We start from the raw sequence: 18582 nt of genomic DNA, 5'->3' as shown, positions 1-18582 counted from the left end.
GATCGTCGTCTCCTGCCTGCTCCACGCAGGCGTGGCGGCGGCCTTTTTTATATCGCCAACGGGAACGTTCGATCTCCAGGGCGGGGTGCAGTCGGAAGGCAGCGATCACTCAGGAGACAAGGTGGTCGGTAGCGCCCTGGACAAGGACCCGGCGGCGATGAATGTCACGCTGGTGCCGAATCCGCAGCCGGCCAAGCAGCAACCGGCAAAGGCAGCGGGGTCAATGCCACCGACACAACCTCCACGTCCCGCGCAGGAAGGCGCGAAGCCCCCTCCCGAGCCTCTGCCGGAACCTGTCAAGCTGCCGGCGGTCACGCCGGACATACTGGTGGCGGGGACGCCGCGTTCCGATGACCAGAGCGTGGCGCCTCCCAGAACTGAAATGCCGGCGCAACCGACCGTGCAGGCCGAGGACACCGAAACGCCTGCCTCGGTTCCAGAGCAGCCGCAGGTTCCCATCGCAAGGCCGAGCCCGGAAAGAGCTCCAGCAAATGCCGGCGAACCATACGAGAAGCGCGGCTCGGCTGACGGCCATGAAATCAAGGCGGCCATTGCCAGCAAAGGGAGAAAGCAAAGCGAGGCCGGCAACGCGGCGGCTTCCCGCTATAGCGGCGAAGTGGCCAGCAAGTTGGCTCGCGCCAATCGCCGTGTATCGAAATCCGCGCAAACGACAGCCCGCAACAACGCGATGGTGGCATTTGTCGTGCTTGCCGATGGCAACGTTGCCGACTTGCAACTTGCCAAGAGCTCCGGCTCGCCGGAGCTTGATCAATTCGCATTGGAGCTGGTGCGAAAACAGGCGCCATTCCCGCCAATCCCGCCCGAGACCGGGATGTCGATCTGGCGCTTCAAGGCGCCAATCGGTCCGTTCTGAGCCGTGGCCATTCACTCAAGCCATCAATCATCAACGTTCGAGACCTGCTGAAAGGAACCCCATGTATATCGCCATGAACCGCTTCAAGGTGCAGACCGGCTCCGAGGCCGAGTTCGAAGCCGTGTGGAAGAACCGCGATTCCAGCCTTGCCGAGATGAAAGGCTTCCGCGAGTTCCATCTGCTGCACGGTCCGGTCAACGAGGCCGAAGGCTACACGCTTTTTGCGTCGCATACGGTCTGGGCCAGCCATGACGATTTCGCCGCCTGGACCAAGTCGGAGAATTTTCGCGCCGCCCACCGCAATGTCGGCACGACAAAGGTCCACTATTTCGGCCACTCGCAATTCGAGGGCTTTTCCGTTGTCGAAGGCGCGTAAGTATCGACCAGTCTATGCAGCGGCCAACAGGCTGGCATTGCCGCCCGCTGCCGTCGTGTCGACGCAGACCGCCCGCTCATGCGCATAGGCCGCCGGATTGAGCACCTCGCTGACCAGCGGCACGATCGGCCCGCTGCGCTCGGCGATGACCTTGCGCACGATGCGCGCCGCCTCGGGCGTGCCTGAAAAAGCAACGACATCGACGCGCAGCGAGCGCGCCTCGACCGGATCGGGGCGGCCATCGATGGCCGCCAGCGGCAGGCCTTTCCCCGTCAATGCGGAGAGGGTAGCCGGGGCACCTGGCGCCACCGCCAGCACCGCATTGCCGGCGGCGAGCGCCTGGATGGTCTGGGCTAGCAGCGTGTCGGCGTCCGGCCCCAGACACAGCACCCGGCCGCGCGGCGACAGCGACAGCGTGTTGGCCTCGCCGGTCGGACCAGGCAAATCGACCTGGCCGAAATCGATGCTGGCGGCGGCACCGATCGCGGCCGCGCCCTTGCCACGCAGATGCTTCCTCAGGATGGCGATCCGGTCCGGCCGCGTCGACCAGCCGCCAAGTGCCGGATCGGGCAGATTGTCGGCAAGCTCGGTCGCCGTAACCTTGTGGCCTTCGCCAACTTCCGTGCCTGCTTCCGGGCCCTTGCGGAAGCGCCTGACATAGTACGGACCGCCTGCCTTCGGCCCGGTGCCGGAGAGGCCCTCGCCGCCAAATGGCTGCGAACCGACGACGGCGCCGATCTGGTTGCGGTTGACATAGATGTTGCCGGCATGGATGCCGTCGACGAAATGCTGCACACGCCCCTCGATGCGGGTGTGCAGACCGAAGGTCAGGCCATAACCCTTGCGGTTGATGGCGGCGATGACGCTGTCGATCTGATCGGCGTCGAAACTGGCGACGTGCAGCACCGGCCCGAACACCTCGCGCTCCATCTCCTCGATGCCCTTGACCCGGAAGACATGCGGCGCGACGAAGCGGCCGTCCTTGGGGGCTTCCAGTTTGGCGATCAGCCGCCCTTGCAGCCCCATCGTCGTGCAATAATCGCGGATCGAGGCCTGCGCCTCGTTGTCGATGACCGGCCCAATGTCGGTCGAGATCAGCCAGGGATCGCCGACATTGAGCGCCTCCATGGCGCCCTTCAGCATCTCCAGCATCTTCTTCTCGACGTCTTTCTGCACATAGAGCACGCGCAGCGCCGAGCAGCGCTGGCCGGCACTCTGGAAGGCCGACGCCAGGATATCGCGCACCGCCTGTTCGGGCAGCGCGGTAGAATCGACGATCATGGCATTGAGACCACCGGTCTCGGCGATCAGCATGGCGTCCGGCACCGCGGTCTCGGCCAGTTGTTTTTCGATCAGCTTGGCAACCTCGGTCGACCCGGTGAAGCAGACGCCGGCAATACGCGGATCCGCAGTCAGCGGGCCACCGACCGATGGGCCGTCGCCGGGCAGGAGCTGGATGACGTCCTCCGGCACACCGGCCTCGCGCAGCATCTCGACGGCGCGGAAGGCGATCAGCGGCGTCTGCTCAGCCGGTTTGGCGATCACCGAATTGCCGGTGACGAGTGCTGCCGCGACTTGGCCGGTGAAGATGGCGAGCGGGAAATTCCATGGCGAAATGCAGACAATGGCGCCGCGCGCTTGCGTGCCCGCCTCGGCATTCGCCGCCTCGGTGGCGTAATAGCGCAGGAAGTCCACGGCCTCGCGCACCTCGGCGACGCCGTCTGCCAACGATTTGCCGGCTTCGCGCGTAGCGAGCGCAAAGAACTCGACGGCGTTGGCCTCGTAAAGGTCAGCCGCGCGGTTGAGGATGCCGGCACGCTCGGCGACCGGCCGTTTTGCCCAGGCCGGCTGCGCCTCCACCGCGATGCGCACGGCGGTCGCGACTTGCTTGGCGGCGGCCTCGTGAACCATGCCGACGACCTCGGAAGGTTTTGCCGGATTGACGATCGGGCGCTGCTTGCCGTAGCCGGCGGCGCGCGTGATCGGCTTGGCGTGCCAGCGATCGGGACCCGCGAATGCCGCTTTGGCCTGGTCGATAGCAGCCAGCGTCACCGCATCGGTAATGTCGAACCCTTTCGAGTTGCGACGGCCCGCGCCAAATATCTGGGAAGGCCGGGCAATCGCCGGATTGGCGGCGGTACCCTGGCGTTCGACCGTTTCCAATGGATCACGCGCGATGTCCTCCGGCTTGACGTCCTCATCGGTCAGCTGATGCACGAAGGAGGAATTCGCCCCGTTCTCCAACAGTCGACGGACCAGATAGGCAAGCAGGTCCGAATGCGCGCCGACCGGCGCGTAAATGCGGCAACGCGTGCCCTCCGACCGGCGCACGGTTTCGTGCAAGGCCTCGCCCATACCGTGCAGGCGCTGGAATTCGAAGGTGTCGCGGTTGTCCGCCATCGACAGAATGGCGGCGACGGTGTGGGCATTGTGGGTGGCGAATTGCGGATAGATTCGGTCGGTCATCCCAAGCAGTTTTTTCGCGCATGCGATGTAGGAAACGTCGGTGTTGGCCTTGCGCGTGAACACGGGATAGCCTGACAGTCCGAGTGTCTGCGCCCGCTTGATCTCCGTGTCCCAATAGGCACCCTTGACCAGACGGATCATGATGTTGCGATTATGCTTCTTGGCCAAGGCATAGAGCCAATCGATGGTGAAAGCCGCGCGCGGACCATAGGCCTGCACGACGACACCAAAGCCGTTCCAGCCGGCGAGTTCCGGTTCGGCCAGCACCCGCTCGATGACGTCGAGCGACAGATCCAGACGATCCGCTTCCTCGGCATCGATGTTGAGGCCCATCCGCGAATACCGTGCGGCCAGAGCCAGCGACAACAGCCGCTCGGCCATCACAGGCAGCATCTTTTCCTTCTGCGCCACCTCGTAGCGAGGATGCAGCGCGGAGAGCTTGACCGAAATGCCGTGGTTGTACCGGATATCTGGCCCGTTCGAGCCGGCATCGAGCGAGGAAATGGCGTCGGCATAGGCCTTGTGGTAGCGCAAGGCGTCGGCCTCGGTGCGAGCCGCTTCGCCCAGCATGTCGAAGGAATAGAGATAACCCTTCTGGGTCATCGGCCGGCCGCGCTTGACGGCTTCCGCGATCGTGCGGCCAAGCACGAATTGTTCGCCCATCTCGCGCATGGCAGCGGCCACCGCCTTGCGGATGACGGGTTCGCCCAGCCTTCGCACCATCGAGCGCAGCGTGCCTTCGATGCCCCCCTCGCCTTCGTCGAGCACCCGGCCGGTCAGCATCAATGCCCAGGTCGAGGCATTGACGAAAATGGAACTCGAACCACCGGAATGCGCCGACCAGTCGTGCGGCGCGATCTTGTCGGCGATGAGATCGTCCATCGTCTCGGTGTCGGGCACGCGCAACAGCGCCTCGGCCAGGCACATCAGCGCCACGCCTTCCTTGGTGGAGAGACCGTAGGCGGAGAGGAAGACCTCCATCAGCCGGGGATCGGCGGAGCCCCGTACCGCCCGCACCAGGTCGGCCGCGCGGGCCGAGATCGCCTTGCGGTGTCCGGCAGAAAGCCCGGTCGCCTCGGCCAATCGCTTAACCGCTGCGTCTTCGTCGGGCAAATAATTGGCACGGATCTGCTGGCGGATGGCGTCGAGCGGCATGGCGGTCCTATGAGCAAGCATAAGGGAGCGGCCGGCGGTCACCGGACCGAATGGCGCAAGCTAGCACAAGTGCCAGATTTCAGGCGGTCTGAAAAAATCGACACGGCAGCTCAATCGACTTATCATGTTGCCGAAAATTGCTGATTCAGGCTGCGGTTTCGATGACAGAAGACCAATTAGACCGCATCGACAGGAACATCCTGTCGGCATTGGCCAGCAACGGCCGGCTTTCCATGTCGGAACTGGCCGCCAGGGTCGGCTTGTCGAAGACACCGGTGCAGGCGCGGGTGAAGCGGCTGGAGAAGGACGGCTATATCAGGGGATACCAGGCGATCATCGACCGCGAACGCATGGGCGAAGGCCATGTCGCCTTCGTCCAGGTGAAATTGTCGGACACCCGATCCGCCGCGCTCGATGCCTTCAACCGGTCCGTAAAGGCCGTGCCGGAGATCGAGCAGTGCCACATGATGGCGTCGAGCTTCGACTATCTCCTGAAGGTCCGCACCCGCGACATCGCCGCCTACCGCCGCGTGCTCGGCGAGCGCATCTCGGCCCTGCCCCACGTCGCCCAGACCTCGACCTTCGTGGCGATGGAAACGGTGAAGGATAGGTAACCTATTCCGACAACGTCTTCAGGAACGCCACCAGTGCGGCGCGCTCGTGGTCGGACAGCTCAAGCGGGTGAATTTCAGAGGTGCCCTCAACACTTCCTGCTGCTTTGGCGTAGTGCGCCACAACCTCGTCGAGCGATGAAAACTGCCCGGCATGCATGTAAGGCGGACGCGTCGCCGCACCGCGCAGCGACGGCGTCTTGTAGGCGCGCACAAGTTCCGGCGCATCCTTGACCATGAAGCGCAGTTCGCCGCAGGCACTGGCGTCGCCATCGCGATAAGCGCCGAAGCAGTTGAACGGGTCGGCCTCGACTTGGGCCACCGCATCGACGCGCCCACGATCCGCCGGCAGGCCGGCAACAGGCGGCACGCCCGTGTTGTGAAAACCGTTGTCGCTCAAGCGCGGGCCGTTGTGGCAGGTCACGCAATTGGCCTTGCCGATGAACAGTTTCAGCCCAAGGATTTCTTCTTGCGAAAAGGCCGCATCGCCTTTCGGCTCGGCACCTGTGGCAAGGTCCAGTGCAAAGCGGTCGAAGCGCGTCGGCGACGGCTCGATCGAGCGTTCGAAAGCGGCGATCGCCTTGCCTATATTGGCGTAGACGCGGTTCACCGCATCACGCTGCGCGCCGCTCATCGCGTTCCAGGCTGTCCTTTCGGCATCGCTTCCGAGCGGGCTGGCATTCGGCGGAATGCCGGACAAATCAGGCAATGGCCCGAAGATCCGTTCATAGCGTTCGCCGAAGCGTGTCTTCATGTAACGCGCATAGGCGGTGCGGTTTCCAGCCTGTTCCAACGGGTTTTCGAGGGGGGTCAGCGCCTGCGCCCATAAGCTATCGCGACGTCCGTCCCAGAAGAACCAGGGGTCGCGCGCCACACCGGCCAGTGGCATGGTGCGCCGGTTGGTGCGCCCAACGCCGACCGCCTGCGGCAGGTCGTCCTGGAACTGGCGGTCGATCTTGTGGCAGGTCGAGCAGGACACCGTACCGTCGCGGCTCATCCCGACGTCGAAGAACAGCGTCGAGCCAAGTGCGGCGGCGGCTGGCACATCCGCAAAGCGATTGGTGGTGTCCGGCTTCAGCGCTGGCAGTGTGTTCAATGCCAGCGAAGCAATCATTTTCTTCTCGGCATCGGAAAAATCCGGCTTGCCGCAACCGGCAAGGATGGCCGCCACCGTCAGCGCAAAAAAGCAGAAAAAGCGCCTCATCGACCGCTCACAGCACCACGTTGAACAGCACAGTGTCGGAGCCCGCGCCGGACGATATGGCGAAACGCAGTTGCCACCAGCCGCTCATGGTGAATTTCACCCCTTCGATGCGGTAGCGTCCCTCGCCCAGATAATCGGTCGCCTGCGGGCTGGTCGGCAGACCGTGATTGTGTTGCGGCATGCCGCCGGAGATGGTGATCGCGGCTCGCTCCACCGAAGCCCCTGTCTTTGTCTTCAGCGTCAGCAGCCAGGATTCCAGCTCGCCCTGCCGCACCACGCCGCGTTCCGGCACGAAACTCGCTACGTACAATCCATTGTCGGTTTTCTTGGTCCGCGAGACATCCGGGCCGACGGGCTGTGCCGAATGCGGCGCCGTCAGATAGACGGCCGCGAGAACGCCGACCAGCAAAGCAGCCAGACCAAGACCTGCCAGGAAATAACGCCATAATGATGCCAAACCGGTTCCTCTTCTGCGGATAACGTTCTGCCGGGCGGATCGCATCCCGCCAGCCTGTGGGAAAACGCTGTGGCGGAAAAAAGCCTGCTTGCCAAGCATGGCGCTGCGTCGGCCAAAAAGCTACAGCACCGAAATCACTGGAGGATTGCAGATGGTGGGAAACGGCGTCGCCTCGATCGGCGAATGCATGCTCGAACTGTCGGGACAGACCGGCCCGAACTGGCGCATGGGCTTTGCCGGCGACACGTTCAACACGCTGTGGGCGCTGCATGCGCTGAGCGCTGACCGGCCGGCAACATATGTCTCGGCCTTCGGCGACGACCCCTTCTCACAGGGCCAGATCGCCTTCTTCGCAGAAAACGGCATCGGCATCGGCTCCAGCCCGGTCGTACCGGGCGCGCGCCCCGGCCTCTATGCGATCACGCTGACCGGCGCCGAGCGCTCCTTCACTTACTGGCGCGGCGACGCCGCCGCCAAGCAGCTCGCGTCGGATCCAGCGGCGTTGTCGAAAAACCTGGAAAATCAGGCGCTTGTGTATTTTTCCGGAATCACTTTGGCAATTCTCGACGAGGCCTCGCGCAAGGCACTGCTGGTTGCCGTGGCTAAGGCACGCTCGGCGGGCTCGCTGATCGCCTTTGATCCGAATTATCGGCCACGGCTCTGGCGCCGCCGCGAGGATTCGCAGGCAGCGATCGTCGAAGCGCTCGCCGTCACCGACATTGCATTGCCGACTTTCCCGGACGAACAGATGCTGTTCGGCGATGACACACCGCAGGCGACCGCTGATCGCCTCGGTCAATTGGTCAAGGAGGTCGTGGTCAAGAACGGCGAAGCGCCGGCGTTGATTGCCGAGGGTGGAGCGCTGCGGGAGGTCGCCGCAATCCATGTCGCGGTGCCCGTGGATACGACAGGTGCCGGGGATTCCTTCAATGGCGGCTATCTCGCCGCACGGCTTGCCGGGTTTGGTCCGACGGACGCTGTCCGCCACGCGCACCGCGTTGCCGCTGCCGTGGTGCAGGTCCGCGGGGCGCTGGCGCCGTTCGAGACGCTACGAGCGGCGTTCGACAAGCCCTGAAAAAGCTAACTCTGCCGGAAGCGATATTCGGTCACGTGGTGGTAGATCGCGCCCGGCCATAGCGTCGCCTGCGGGAAATAGGGCCGGTTCGGCGCGTCCGGCCATATTTGCGGCTCCAGGCAGAAGCCGCTGAAGGCCTTGTAATTCCGTCCTTCCAGACCGATGCGCGGCGTCACATATTGCCCGGTGTAGAGCTGGACACCGGGCTCCGTGGTCCAGACTTCCATCTCGACGCCGGAATTCGCTCCTTGCACCCACGCTGCCTGCTTGAGCGGCCCGCGCGCCGCGGCCAGGCAGAAATTCTGGTCGTAGGGCAGCTGTTCGCCCTCGGTCTCCATGCGCAGCGGCCGCGCCTGACGAAAATCGAAGGGCGTGCCGTCGACCGGCTTGACCACGCCGGTCGGGATCATGTCGCCGTCGACAGGCAAATAGGCGCCGGCGTTCAGCATCATCCTGTGGTCGAGAATGTCGCCCGTGCCGCCATCATCAAGGTTGAAGTAGGAATGCTGGGTGAGATTGCACGGCGTCGGCTCCTCGCAGGTCGCCGTCAGTTCGACGCTGAGCGTGCCGGGAATTTTCAGCCGGTAAGTGCAGGTAACGTCGAGCGCGCCGGGAAAGCCCATCGCGCCATCGGGATCGTGCAATGTCAGCGTGACGAAGTCCCTGCCATGCAGTGAAACCGCCCATGGACGGTGCGAGTAGCCTTGCGAGCCGCCATGCAGCGTATGCTTGTCCAGGAAGTTGCGCTCGGTCTGGTAGCGGTTGCCGCCAATTGTGAAGCGGCCGTCGCCGATGCGGTTGGCGTAGCGCCCAACCACTGCCCCGAAGAAGCCGGTGTCGGTCTCATAGGCCTCCAGATTGTTGTAGCCGAGGACCAGCGGCGCGTCGTGCCCGATCAGGCGCAGGTCCTGGACGATGGCGCCAAGCCCGATGACGTTGGCGCTGAGGCCGCCGCCCCTGATCGTAAAGCGGCGGATCGGTTCGCCTGCCTGCGTCGTGCCGAAAACCTCGCCGTCCTTCATCATCATGCCCGCAAATGCCAGTGGATCCAAAGGACTTCGGCTGGTTATTCAGCCTGGGGCAGGTTTACCAGCCTGCCCCAACACCAGCCTATCAGAGGCCGAGGCCGCCGATGCACACATATTTGGTATCGAGGTAATCCTCGATGCCCTGATGTCCGCCTTCCTTGCCAAGTCCGGATTCCTTGACGCCGCCGAACGGCGCTTCCGGAGTGGTGATCAGCCCTTCATTGACGCCGACCATACCGTATTTCAGGCCTTCCATGACCCGGAAGGCGCGGCCGAGATCGCCGGTGTAGAAATAGCAGGCAAGGCCGAACTCAGTGTCGTTGGCGAGCGCGACGGCCTCTTCCTCGGTTTCGAACTTGAACACGGGTGCGACCGGGCCAAAGATCTCTTCCTTCATGAAGCGCATTTTCGGCGTCGCGTTGGCGATGACCGTCGGCTGGAAGAACGAGCCGCCCAGCGCATGGCGATGACCGCCGGCGACGACCTTGCCGCCCTTCGAGGTGGCATCGGCGATCAGCTCCTCGACCTTCTCTACCGCCTTCTCGTCGATCAGCGGCCCCTGCTGGACGCCCTCTTCGAGGCCGGAACCGACCTTCAGGCCGTTGCTGGCTGCAGCGAGCTTCTCGACGAACTTGTCGTAAACACCGGCCTGGACGAGGAAGCGATTGGTGCAGACGCAGGTCTGGCCGGAATTGCGATATTTGGCGGTGATCGCGCCGGCCACGGCACGCTCGACATCGGCGTCGTCGAAGACGATGAACGGCGCGTTGCCGCCGAGTTCCATCGACACCTTCTTGACGGTGACCGACGATTTCTGGATCAGGATCTTGCCGACCTCGGTCGAGCCGGTGAAGGTGATCTTCTTGACCAGCGGATTGGCGCAGATCTCGTCGCCAATCTCGCCGGCGGCGCCGGTCAGGATATTGACGACGCCCTTGGGAAAGCCGACTTCCTCGGCCAGCGCTCCCCAGGCGAGACCCGAATACGGCGTCTGCGAGGCCGGCTTGACCACGGCGGTGCAGCCTGCGGCAAGTGCGGGACCGAGCTTGCGGGCCAGCATCGAGGACGGGAAATTCCACGGTGTGATGGCGGCAATGACGCCGACCGGTTCCTTGGTCACCAGGATGCGACGGTCCGCCCATGGCGAGGGCACGACGTCGCCATAAGTACGGCGGCCTTCTTCGGCGAACCACAGGATGTAGGCGGCGGCCGAACCGATCTCGCCCTTGGACTCGAACAGCGACTTGCCCTGCTCGATGGTGAGCAGTTCAGCCAGTACGTCCTGATTGTCCATCATCGCATCATGCAGCTTGCGCAGCAGCTTGGAGCGTTCGAGCGCGGTCGTCTTGCGCCAGGTCTTGAAAGCTTCGTCGGCCGCCTCGATGGCGCGGCGTGTCTCTGCCTTGCCCGACTTCGGCACCGTGCCGATCTTGAGGCCGGTGGCTGGATTGTTCACATCGACCGTCTGGCCGCTGTCGGCCTGCACCCATTCGCCGTTGATGAGATTGGCCTGGCGCATGAAATGGCTGGTTTTCTGAAGCATGGTCTAGCCTCCGTTCGGCGCTCACGGGCCGCTATCTGGATGTCTTCGGTAAAGCGCAGGCAGGGCCGCACGCTGGAGCCATTGCTCTTAACCTAGGGAAAGCCTCGCAAGCAATCGCAAGATGGCATATAGGGGTTGGACCAGCGCAAGACGAGAGCGGGTTGGCATGCGCCGTCGTCAATCTCACCCGAAGACATGCAGGACCACCATCAGCCAGAAGGCGGTGGTGAGGACCGCGCAAGCCGTGGCGATGGTCATCTGGTTCGATGCCAGCGCCTGGCCGGTGTTGAACTGCACGGCGATGAGATAGGAATTGATGCCGGACGGCAGCGCCGCCACCACGACCGCCACCTTGGCAGTCAACGGCGGCAGGCCGAGCAGCCAGACGAAGGCAAGAACCAGCGCCGGCATCAGGAACAGCTTCAGCGCCGAAAGCGCCAGGGCCGGCCGGACATTGCCTGATATGCCGAAGCGGCGCAGGCTGAGCCCCATGGCAAACAGCGCCACCGGCCCGGCCGTATTCGCCAGCGCATCGACCAGCCGCATGACGAGACCGGGCAACGGCACGCCGCTGAGCCGCCATGCCAGCCCCAGGATAATGCCGATGATCAGTGGGTTGATGAACAGCCGCCTCAGGAAGCTGCGGATGACGCGCAACGGATGCACATGGTCGCCGCTGCCCCGGCCGAACATCTCGAACAGCACGATCGAAGCCATCATCATGATCGGCAGATGCACCGAGACCAGCAGCGACAGCACTTCGAAGCCGCTCGGACCAAATATGCCAAGGATGAAGGGGGCACCGAGCAGCACCACATTGGAATAGGCCGATGACACCCCGCCGACGACCCCGGCGCGTGCATCGCGACCAAAGATTCGCGTGGTGACGACATGGCCCGCCGCCCAGGTGATCGCCACGGCGGTGAAATAGGCACCCCATAGCGGCCATGGTGCCACGCCATGGAAATCGGCCTTGACCATGGTCTGGAACAGAAGCAGCGGCATTGCCACGGAGACCGCGAAGTCGGATATCCCCTCGCCGCTCGCCGGTCTCAGATAACCTGTGTACCCGGCGAGATAGCCGAGCGCGACAAGACTGAAGACGAACAGGACGGTTTCGGTGAGCGGAGACATTTTTCAGGGATAGGCGAGCCACGGTCGCGGCGCAATCGCGCCCGAATTTGATCATCGTCGGCTGCCAGGGTTATAGAGGACTTGGATCATCAGGGCGGAACGACAAATGACCTCTGTCGAAACCTCGAAACTGCGTCTTTTCCGGCGTGCGTGGCTGACGTTGTTTGTCGCCATGCTTGTCTCCGTTGCCGCGTCGATGCTTCAGGCTGCCGAGGCAAAAGACCTCAAGGGCGTGGCGCTGATCGTCGGCCAGTGCATTGACGGTGTTCACCAAGCAGCGCTTCCCGATGGATTGGGCGTCGGCGCAGAACAATCTCGGCTCGACGCAGAACAATCTCGGCTCGATCTACCAGACGCTTGGCCAGCGCACCCGCGACGCATCCAGGCTGGAGCAGTCGGCCGCGGCATTCCAGGCGGCCCGCCAGGTCTATGTCAGACGGAAATTTCCCCTCGATTGGGCGATGAGCTACTATAATCTCGGCAACACGCTCCAGCTTCTTGGCAGCGTGACGGACAAGCCCGAACACTACAGCGAGGCGATTGCCGCCTACCGCCATGCCTTGCGCGAGTACAAACGCGAGACCAATCCGCGGCAATGGGCGCTGAGTCAGGCTGGCCTCGGCTCGACGCTGCATTGGTTGAGCATGAGCAATGCCGACCCCAGGACCTTGCAGGATTCGATCGCCGCGCGGCGTGCGGCGCTTGAAGTGCTGACCATCGAGACGGCACCCGTCGACTGGGCCAACGCCCAGAACGGTATCGGTATGAGCCTCCTCAACCTCGGCAACATCGAACGGACCGGCAAATATCTCGATAACGCCGAGGCGGCTTTCACGGCGACGCTGAAAGTGTTCACCAGGGAAAGTCAGCCCATGCAGTGGGCCCTCGAACAGAACAACCTTGGCGACATCCACTGGAACCGCGCCAGCTATGGCGGCGGCAAGCCGGAATACCTCAAGGCGATCGCGTTCTTCGAGAACGCCAAACAGGGCTTTACCGAAGCCGGCTACACAATCCCCATCCCGCTCACCGACCAGAAGATCGATCTGGTGAAGCAGCAGCTCGCCAAAAAGTGAGGCTTGAGACGCGGCCGACGCCCGGCTTGTCTTTGTGCCCGCTTTCCAATCTCTATATGCGAATGGTTGGCTCTATATGCGAATGGTTGGAGCCCGATACGGACTCATGGAAGGGTGGCGATGATCCGGTTAGCCTTGGCGTTGTTCCTGCTTGTCGTCCCCGCCGCCGCGCACGCGACGGACGCCGGCTGGGCGCTGCTGCGCGACGGCGGCCATGTCGTGCTGCTGCGCCACGCCATGGTCACCGGCACCACCGACCCGGCCAATTTCGAGATCGGCAATTGCGCCACCCAGGTCAATCTGTCGGCGCGCGGCAAGCAGCAGGCAAGCAAGATCGGCGCCCTGTTTGCCGCCCGCGCGGCTCCCATCGAGCGCATTCTGTCCAGCCGCTACTGCCGCTGCCTCGACACGGCGCGCACCGCCTTCGAGGCCGAGCCGGAGCTTTTTGCACCCCTCGATCTTTTGAAGAGCGATGCGGCGGAGAAGGCGGCGCAGATCGCGGCGGTGATGAAGGAAATCCGCGCCTATACCGGTTCCGACAATATGGTCATGGTCACCCATCTCGAAAACATCGTGGCGCTGACCGGCGTATCGCCGCGCGAAGGCGAAGCAGTGGTGGTCGAGCCGCAAGGCGACGGCTTGCGCGTGCTCGGCCGCGTCACCTTCTGAGACCGCAACTCCCCGATCGCAGGCGCGGCAACCAGTGTTGCCGAAATGCCACCGCCGCAAGAAGCCGCGATTTGGCCGCGACAATGCCGCTTGCGACAACCCGTCGCAGGGGCTATAGGCGCGCTCCCGGTCACGAAAACCGAAGCGAGCACAACGGTTGGAGCTTTCGTCTCCGCCCGTGCAGGCGGCTTTGCCGCCCTGTATACGGCGCAGCTTTGGGGATTGGGATCGCGGATGTAGCTCAATTGGGAGAGCGCCGGACTTAATCCGGAGGTTGTGGGTTCGAGTCCCGTCGTCTGCATCACGGATAGCTCAGTTTGGTTAGAGCATCAGACTCATAATCTGATTGTCGAAGGTTCGATTCCTTCTCCATTGGCCTGATAAGCCAGCACCCTGCCAGGTGTTATCTGAAAACGGTCCGGGGACTGGAATGCTGAAGACCTGACGGACGGCCGAAGCCTTCGGGCCAAAGCCGTATCGAAAGGTCCGATGCCATCGGCTCGCGGCCAGGCTCGCGGTGATGGTCAAGGCGCAGCGTCGCCGGCAAGGGAGGTTTTGGCCTCCGGCGCCCGCTTCGCTGCCCCGCGATCCGCTCCCGAAGGCCCGCCACGGATTGATGCCACCGGTCCCTGGATCATTCGTGCCGGAATTCGAAGCGAAACGAGAAACGAAGGGAAGATCGACGCATGACGTGACGCCTCGCATGGGGCCATGCCCGACAGGAGTAAGACAATGACGACTATTCTCGACAAGGTTCTTGGGCGCGAGCGCGTCCTCGTAAGGGAAAACGAACGTGCCCTCACCCTCCACAAGGGGGAGATCAAGGCTGTCCTGCTGCCGGGTGAGCACTGGCTCGCCAACCGGAACCAGAGCCTTGAGGTGTCCCGGCACGATTTGAAGAACCCGGAATTCGTTTCGGCGTACGAGAAGGCGTTGTTCGACAAGCTCCCGGACGTGGCTGCGCGTCATTTTACCGTCATCCGCACCGGACGCACGGAAGTCGCCGTCATCGAGCGTGACGGCAACCTCCATTCCGTGCTGGCGCCGGACCGCAAGCTGGTGCTGTGGACCGATGCCGGACCGTGGAAGGTGATGGTGGTCGACACCTCGGCCGATCTTGCCATCGATCCGGCGGTCATGCGCCGGCTCGGCCAGGCTCGGAAGGCGGAATTGATGTCCGTTCACCCCGTTGTCGACGGCCAGGCCGGGCTGCTGTTCATCGACGGTGTCCTTGTGCGGACACTTGCCGCTGGCGTGCACGGCTTCTGGAACGTCGGACGGATGGTGCAGATCAAGGTCGTCGACCTCAAGCGCCAGTCGCTCGACGTCGCCGGGCAGGAAGTGCTGACCAGGGATCGCGTCACGATCCGAGTCAACATCGCCGCCGAATACCGGGTCGTCGATCCGGTCAAGGCGGTGAGCGCGGTGAAGGATTTCTCCGAGGCCCTCTACCGTGCCCTGCAGTACGCCTTCCGCAAGACGTTGGGCGCGCTCACCCTCGACCAGATCCTTGAAAAGAAGGTGACGGTCGACGAAGAGGCGGCGGCCAAGGTCCGGGCCGACATGGCCGAGATCGGGGTCGAGGTCAGCGATATCGCGCTCAAGGATGTCATCCTGCCGGGCGAGATGCGCGAGATCCTCAACCAGGTGGTTTCGGCCGAAAAGCAGGCCGAGGCCAACGTCATCCGCCGCCGTGAGGAGACGAACGCCACGCGTTCCCTGCTCAACACTGCCAGGGTGATGGCGGAAAACCCGGTGATGCTGCGGTTGAAGGAGCTCGAGGCTCTGGAAACCATCGCCGGCAAGGTCGAGCGGCTGACTGTCCACAACGGAACGGGCGGGCTGCTGAACGACCTGGTCAAGCTCCGCGACAGCTGAGCTTACGTTACGTCAATGGAAGAGCCGCCGGGTCAACCGGCGGCTCTTCTTGCGTTTCCTGGGCGCCCTGCCCATCCGCGCCCGGCTATCAGGCCTTTTCCTGCCGGAAAAAACCGATTAGACAGCGCCCAAACGAATGCGGACAGATTCCGCCCGCAAAGAAGGAAAAGCCCTTGTCCACCACGAACTCCACCACGTTCGACAAAGTCGCCAAGATCATTGCCGATACCAGTGAGATCGATATCGACACGATCACGCCCGAGAGCCACACCATTGACGATCTCGGTATCGACAGTCTCGACTTCCTCGACATCGTCTTCGCCATCGACAAGGAATTCGGCATCAAGGTGCCGCTGGAAAAGTGGACCCAGGAAGTCAATGACGGCAAGGCTTCGACCGACGATTACTTCGTCATGAAGAACCTGTGCGCCAAGATCGACGCGCTGGTTGCCGCCAAGACCGCCTGAGGTCATCAGGGCGCGTGACTTGACGCGCTCCGCCGCCTGACCCACAAAGCCGCCCATGAGCAGCCCCCACGACGTCGTCATCACAGGTATCGGCCTTGTTTCCTCGCTGGGGGAAGGTCCTGACGCCCATTGGCAGAAGCTGGCGCAACCCGGCCGGGAGCCGGTGCTCGAAGCCGCGCGCTTTGCACCCTACACCGTCCATCCGCTGCCCGAGATCGACTGGAACCTTCAGATCGCCAAGCGCGGCGACCAGCGGCAGATGGAGACATGGCAGAGGCTCGGCACCTATGCCGCGGGCCTCGCCCTGGACGATGCCGGCATCAAGGGCAATGACGAGCTGTGCACCACCATGGACATGGTCGTGGCAGCCGGCGGCGGCGAGCGCGACGAAGCGGTCGACGCTGACATTCTCGCCGCTTCGGAAAGCCGCAACGACCGCGACGTGCTGCTCAACGAGAAGCTGACCACAGAGCTGCGCCCAACTCTGTTCCTGGCGCAGCTTTCCAATCTGCTCGCAGGCAACATCTCCATCGTCCACAAGGTGACGGGCTCGTCGCGCACCTTCATGGGCGAGGAAGGCGCCGGCGTCGCCGCCGTCGAGACGGCGGCCGCGCGAATCCGCTCCGGCCAGTCGACGCACATCCTGGTCGGCGGCGCCTTCCAGACTGAACATTCCGACATGCTGCTCGGCTATGAACTGGCCGGTTATCTGCATCGCGGCCCGTGGAAGCCTGTCTGGCAAAGGCAGGGCGCCGAGGGCGGCGGCGTGGTGTCAGGTTCCGGCGGGGCCTTCCTGGTGCTTGAGCAGCGCGAACACGCGGCAAGCCGCGGGCGCAAGATTTACGCGGAGCTCGGACAAATCGTGTCCGGCCGCGCCAGGCGGTCGCGCGGAGAACTCGACGCCGAGATCGCTCTCCTGCTTAAACAGGCGGCGCCGCCGAACGGCAAGCTGCTCGCCATGTCCGGCGCGTCCGGCGCACATGCGGCAACCATTGCCGAGAAATCAGCGCTCGATGCCGATCCGGCAATCGCCACGCGCGGTTTCTCGACGCTGACCGGGCATATGAAGGAAGCACAGTTCCCCTTCGCCGTGGCGCTGGCGGCATTGGCTGTCGACCGCAAGGCCGCCTACCCTGTTTTTGACGCTACGGCCGAAAAGCCATTCGAAGGCATTCCCGCGAGCGTCCTTGCAACGGCGATCGGCTATCACCAATTCGAGGGCATGGCGCTGGTCAACGCCGTCTGAGGCGCGTTTCGCGATCATGCCGCAGAGATGAGAGGGGCTCCCGGATGGCCAAGTTCAGAGATCACATGGGCAGGCCCGTTGTCGCCGTCACCGGCATCGGGGTTGTGACCTCGCTCGGCGTCGGCAAATCAGATAATTGGGCAGCACTGACTTCGGGCAAGTCGGGCATTCACCCGATCACCCGTTTCCCGGTCGATCACCTCAACACGCGTATCTCCGGCATGGTCGATTTTCTGCCGTCGAGCTCCAAGGGAGCAAGCCTCCTCACCTATGAGCTTGCGGAAACCGCTGCGCAGGAGGCCGTTGGCGAAGCCGGCCTGAATTCCGGTGATTTCGGCGGCCCTCTGTTCCTCGCCTCGCCACCGGTAGAACTCGACTGGCACGACCGCTTTTCGCTCTACAATTCCGACAAGCAGGATTCCGGCGCCGAAAGGCTGCTGCGTGTGGCGCGCGGCCTGAAGGAGCTTGATGTTTTCGAAACCACCCAGTTCGGTTCGATCGCCGACCGGCTCGCCGACCGGTTCGGCACGCGCGGCCTGCCGATCACGCTCTCGACGGCTTGCGCGTCCGGCGCGACCGCCATCCAGCTCGGCGTCGAGGCGATCCGCCGTGGCGAATGCGACCGGGCCCTGTCGATCGGCGCCGACGGTTCGGCAACCGCCGAGGCGCTGATCCGCTTCTCGCTGCTGTCGGCTCTTTCCACTCACAACGACAATCCGGGAAAGGCTTCCAAGCCGTTTTCCAAGGACCGTGACGGCTTTGTATTGGCGGAGGGGTCCGGCGCTCTGGTGCTGGAATCGCTGGAGGCGGCGCTCGCCCGTGGGGCCGCCGTTCTTGGCATCCTCAGCGGCTGTGGCGAAAAGGCCGACGATTTCCACCGCACCCGCTCCAAGCCGGACGGTTCGCCGGCGATTGCCGCTGTCCGGGCCGCACTTGCCGATGCGGGCCTCGGCGAAGACGAGATCGACTATGTCAACGCCCACGGCACCTCGACGCCGGAAAACGACAAGATGGAGCACCTATCGCTGTCGACGGTGTTTGGCGAGCGCATCGGCTCTATGCCGATCTCGTCCAACAAGTCGATGATCGGCCACACACTGTCGGCGGCGGGCGCGGTCGAAGCGGCGTTTTCGCTGATGACGATGCGCGAAAGCGTCATTCCCCCGACCATCAATTATGACAATCCCGACCCTGCGATCGTGCTCGACGTCGTGCCGAACAAGAAGCGCGATGCGCAGGTTCGCACTGTACTGTCGAACTCCTTCGGCTTCGGCGGCCAGAACACTTGCCTTGTCATGGCGCGGGAACCGGTCTAAGCGAGCC

Annotated in this window: 17 protein-coding genes and 1 tRNA gene; 11 read left to right on the top strand and 7 right to left on the bottom strand. The window is 63.6% G+C overall.

All coding sequences use genetic code 11. The features are described from left to right. Positions 1-31 precede the first annotated feature (31 nt). On the top strand, positions 32-874 hold the full coding sequence (locus FJ960_RS00215; protein WP_246672563.1) for an energy transducer TonB: 843 nt from the start codon (positions 32-34) through the stop codon (positions 872-874). Positions 875-935: 61 nt separating this feature from the next. Then, a complete protein-coding gene (locus FJ960_RS00210; RefSeq protein WP_140711382.1) occupies positions 936-1250 on the top strand; it encodes an antibiotic biosynthesis monooxygenase in 315 nt (104 codons plus the stop codon). A 12-nt stretch (positions 1251-1262) separates the two neighbouring features. Here FJ960_RS00210 and putA read toward each other — a convergent pair whose 3' ends face one another. Next, positions 1263-4871 (bottom strand): bifunctional proline dehydrogenase/L-glutamate gamma-semialdehyde dehydrogenase PutA, encoded by a 3609-nt coding sequence (gene putA / locus FJ960_RS00205; RefSeq protein ID WP_140711845.1) that lies wholly within the window; start codon positions 4869-4871, stop codon positions 1263-1265. Positions 4872-5032: 161 nt separating this feature from the next. On the opposite strand from putA, the gene FJ960_RS00200 reads away from it, so the two are divergent. Next, positions 5033-5485, top strand: coding sequence for an Lrp/AsnC ligand binding domain-containing protein (locus tag FJ960_RS00200; RefSeq protein ID WP_140711381.1), 453 nt, complete (start codon positions 5033-5035; stop codon positions 5483-5485). A 1-nt stretch (position 5486) separates the two neighbouring features. On the opposite strand, the gene FJ960_RS00195 is transcribed toward FJ960_RS00200, so the two are convergent. Beyond that, complete coding sequence (locus tag FJ960_RS00195) at positions 5487-6686, bottom strand: cytochrome c peroxidase (RefSeq protein WP_140711380.1); 1200 nt, start codon at positions 6684-6686, stop codon at positions 5487-5489. Positions 6687-6693: 7 nt separating this feature from the next. Further along, positions 6694-7143: a FixH family protein gene (locus FJ960_RS00190; RefSeq protein ID WP_140502693.1), complete on the bottom strand. Its 450-nt coding sequence runs from the start codon at positions 7141-7143 to the stop codon at positions 6694-6696. Between the two features lie 151 nt (positions 7144-7294). Here FJ960_RS00190 and FJ960_RS00185 point away from each other — a divergent pair, with 151 nt between their 5' ends. Further along, positions 7295-8218 (top strand): sugar kinase, encoded by a 924-nt coding sequence (locus tag FJ960_RS00185; RefSeq protein ID WP_140711379.1) that lies wholly within the window; start codon positions 7295-7297, stop codon positions 8216-8218. Between the two features lie 5 nt (positions 8219-8223). Here FJ960_RS00185 and FJ960_RS00180 read toward each other — a convergent pair whose 3' ends face one another. The 4 genes from FJ960_RS00180 to FJ960_RS00165 all read right to left on the bottom strand — a co-directional run bounded on the left by FJ960_RS00180 (position 8224) and on the right by FJ960_RS00165 (position 12194). Continuing rightward, positions 8224-9246, bottom strand: a complete 1023-nt coding sequence (locus FJ960_RS00180) for an aldose epimerase family protein (RefSeq protein ID WP_140502690.1) — start codon at positions 9244-9246, stop codon at positions 8224-8226. Between the two features lie 85 nt (positions 9247-9331). Next, positions 9332-10789 (bottom strand): NAD-dependent succinate-semialdehyde dehydrogenase, encoded by a 1458-nt coding sequence (locus FJ960_RS00175; protein WP_140711378.1) that lies wholly within the window; start codon positions 10787-10789, stop codon positions 9332-9334. A gap of 183 nt (positions 10790-10972) precedes the next feature. Next, positions 10973-11923 (bottom strand): AEC family transporter, encoded by a 951-nt coding sequence (locus FJ960_RS00170; protein WP_140711377.1) that lies wholly within the window; start codon positions 11921-11923, stop codon positions 10973-10975. Between the two features lie 70 nt (positions 11924-11993). Beyond that, positions 11994-12194, bottom strand: a complete 201-nt coding sequence (locus FJ960_RS00165; protein ID WP_140711376.1) for a hypothetical protein — start codon at positions 12192-12194, stop codon at positions 11994-11996. Between FJ960_RS00165 and FJ960_RS00160 the strand changes: the two genes are divergently transcribed. The 7 genes from FJ960_RS00160 to FJ960_RS00130 all read left to right on the top strand — a co-directional run bounded on the left by FJ960_RS00160 (position 12181) and on the right by FJ960_RS00130 (position 18575). Next, on the top strand, positions 12181-12999 hold the full coding sequence (locus FJ960_RS00160) for a tetratricopeptide repeat protein (RefSeq protein WP_348642342.1): 819 nt from the start codon (positions 12181-12183) through the stop codon (positions 12997-12999). The two genes, FJ960_RS00165 and FJ960_RS00160, sit on opposite strands and share 14 nt — an antisense overlap. A gap of 120 nt (positions 13000-13119) precedes the next feature. Beyond that, the gene (locus tag FJ960_RS00155) at positions 13120-13668 is read left to right on the top strand and encodes a histidine phosphatase family protein (RefSeq protein WP_140711375.1); all 549 of its coding nucleotides are present in this window, start codon (positions 13120-13122) and stop codon (positions 13666-13668) included. Positions 13669-13974: 306 nt separating this feature from the next. Further along, a tRNA-Met gene (locus tag FJ960_RS00150) sits at positions 13975-14044 on the top strand. A gap of 356 nt (positions 14045-14400) precedes the next feature. Continuing rightward, positions 14401-15546, top strand: coding sequence for a slipin family protein (locus tag FJ960_RS00145; protein WP_181166081.1), 1146 nt, complete (start codon positions 14401-14403; stop codon positions 15544-15546). A gap of 173 nt (positions 15547-15719) precedes the next feature. After that, complete coding sequence (locus FJ960_RS00140; protein ID WP_027029416.1) at positions 15720-16013, top strand: acyl carrier protein; 294 nt, start codon at positions 15720-15722, stop codon at positions 16011-16013. A 55-nt stretch (positions 16014-16068) separates the two neighbouring features. After that, entirely contained in the window at positions 16069-17259 is a 1191-nt protein-coding gene (locus tag FJ960_RS00135) for a beta-ketoacyl-ACP synthase (protein ID WP_140711374.1), read from the top strand. A 44-nt stretch (positions 17260-17303) separates the two neighbouring features. After that, positions 17304-18575: a beta-ketoacyl-ACP synthase gene (locus FJ960_RS00130; RefSeq protein WP_140711373.1), complete on the top strand. Its 1272-nt coding sequence runs from the start codon at positions 17304-17306 to the stop codon at positions 18573-18575. The last annotated feature ends 7 nt before the right edge of the window (positions 18576-18582 follow it).

Origin of the sequence: Mesorhizobium sp. B2-3-11, assembly GCF_006442215.1 — a bacterium.
Taxonomy (GTDB): Bacteria; Pseudomonadota; Alphaproteobacteria; order Rhizobiales; family Rhizobiaceae; genus Mesorhizobium; species Mesorhizobium salmacidum.
The sequence above is the reverse complement of the archived record's forward strand: the minus strand, read 5'-3'. Positions and strand labels throughout refer to the sequence as shown.

What these genes read in the sequence shown, in the direction of transcription:
- FJ960_RS00210 (WP_140711382.1), top strand. Translation starts at nt 936, where the DNA reads ATGTATATCGCCATGAACCGCTTCAAGGTGCAGACCGGCTCCGAGGCC.
- putA (WP_140711845.1), bottom strand. Translation starts at nt 4,871, where the DNA reads ATGCCGCTCGACGCCATCCGCCAGCAGATCCGTGCCAATTATTTGCCC.
- FJ960_RS00200 (WP_140711381.1), top strand. Translation starts at nt 5,033, where the DNA reads ATGACAGAAGACCAATTAGACCGCATCGACAGGAACATCCTGTCGGCA.
- FJ960_RS00195 (WP_140711380.1), bottom strand. Translation starts at nt 6,686, where the DNA reads ATGAGGCGCTTTTTCTGCTTTTTTGCGCTGACGGTGGCGGCCATCCTT.
- FJ960_RS00185 (WP_140711379.1), top strand. Translation starts at nt 7,295, where the DNA reads ATGGTGGGAAACGGCGTCGCCTCGATCGGCGAATGCATGCTCGAACTG.
- FJ960_RS00180 (WP_140502690.1), bottom strand. Translation starts at nt 9,246, where the DNA reads ATGATGATGAAGGACGGCGAGGTTTTCGGCACGACGCAGGCAGGCGAA.
- FJ960_RS00175 (WP_140711378.1), bottom strand. Translation starts at nt 10,789, where the DNA reads ATGCTTCAGAAAACCAGCCATTTCATGCGCCAGGCCAATCTCATCAAC.
- FJ960_RS00170 (WP_140711377.1), bottom strand. Translation starts at nt 11,923, where the DNA reads ATGTCTCCGCTCACCGAAACCGTCCTGTTCGTCTTCAGTCTTGTCGCG.
- FJ960_RS00155 (WP_140711375.1), top strand. Translation starts at nt 13,120, where the DNA reads ATGATCCGGTTAGCCTTGGCGTTGTTCCTGCTTGTCGTCCCCGCCGCC.
- FJ960_RS00145 (WP_181166081.1), top strand. Translation starts at nt 14,401, where the DNA reads ATGACGACTATTCTCGACAAGGTTCTTGGGCGCGAGCGCGTCCTCGTA.
- FJ960_RS00135 (WP_140711374.1), top strand. Translation starts at nt 16,069, where the DNA reads ATGAGCAGCCCCCACGACGTCGTCATCACAGGTATCGGCCTTGTTTCC.
- FJ960_RS00130 (WP_140711373.1), top strand. Translation starts at nt 17,304, where the DNA reads ATGGCCAAGTTCAGAGATCACATGGGCAGGCCCGTTGTCGCCGTCACC.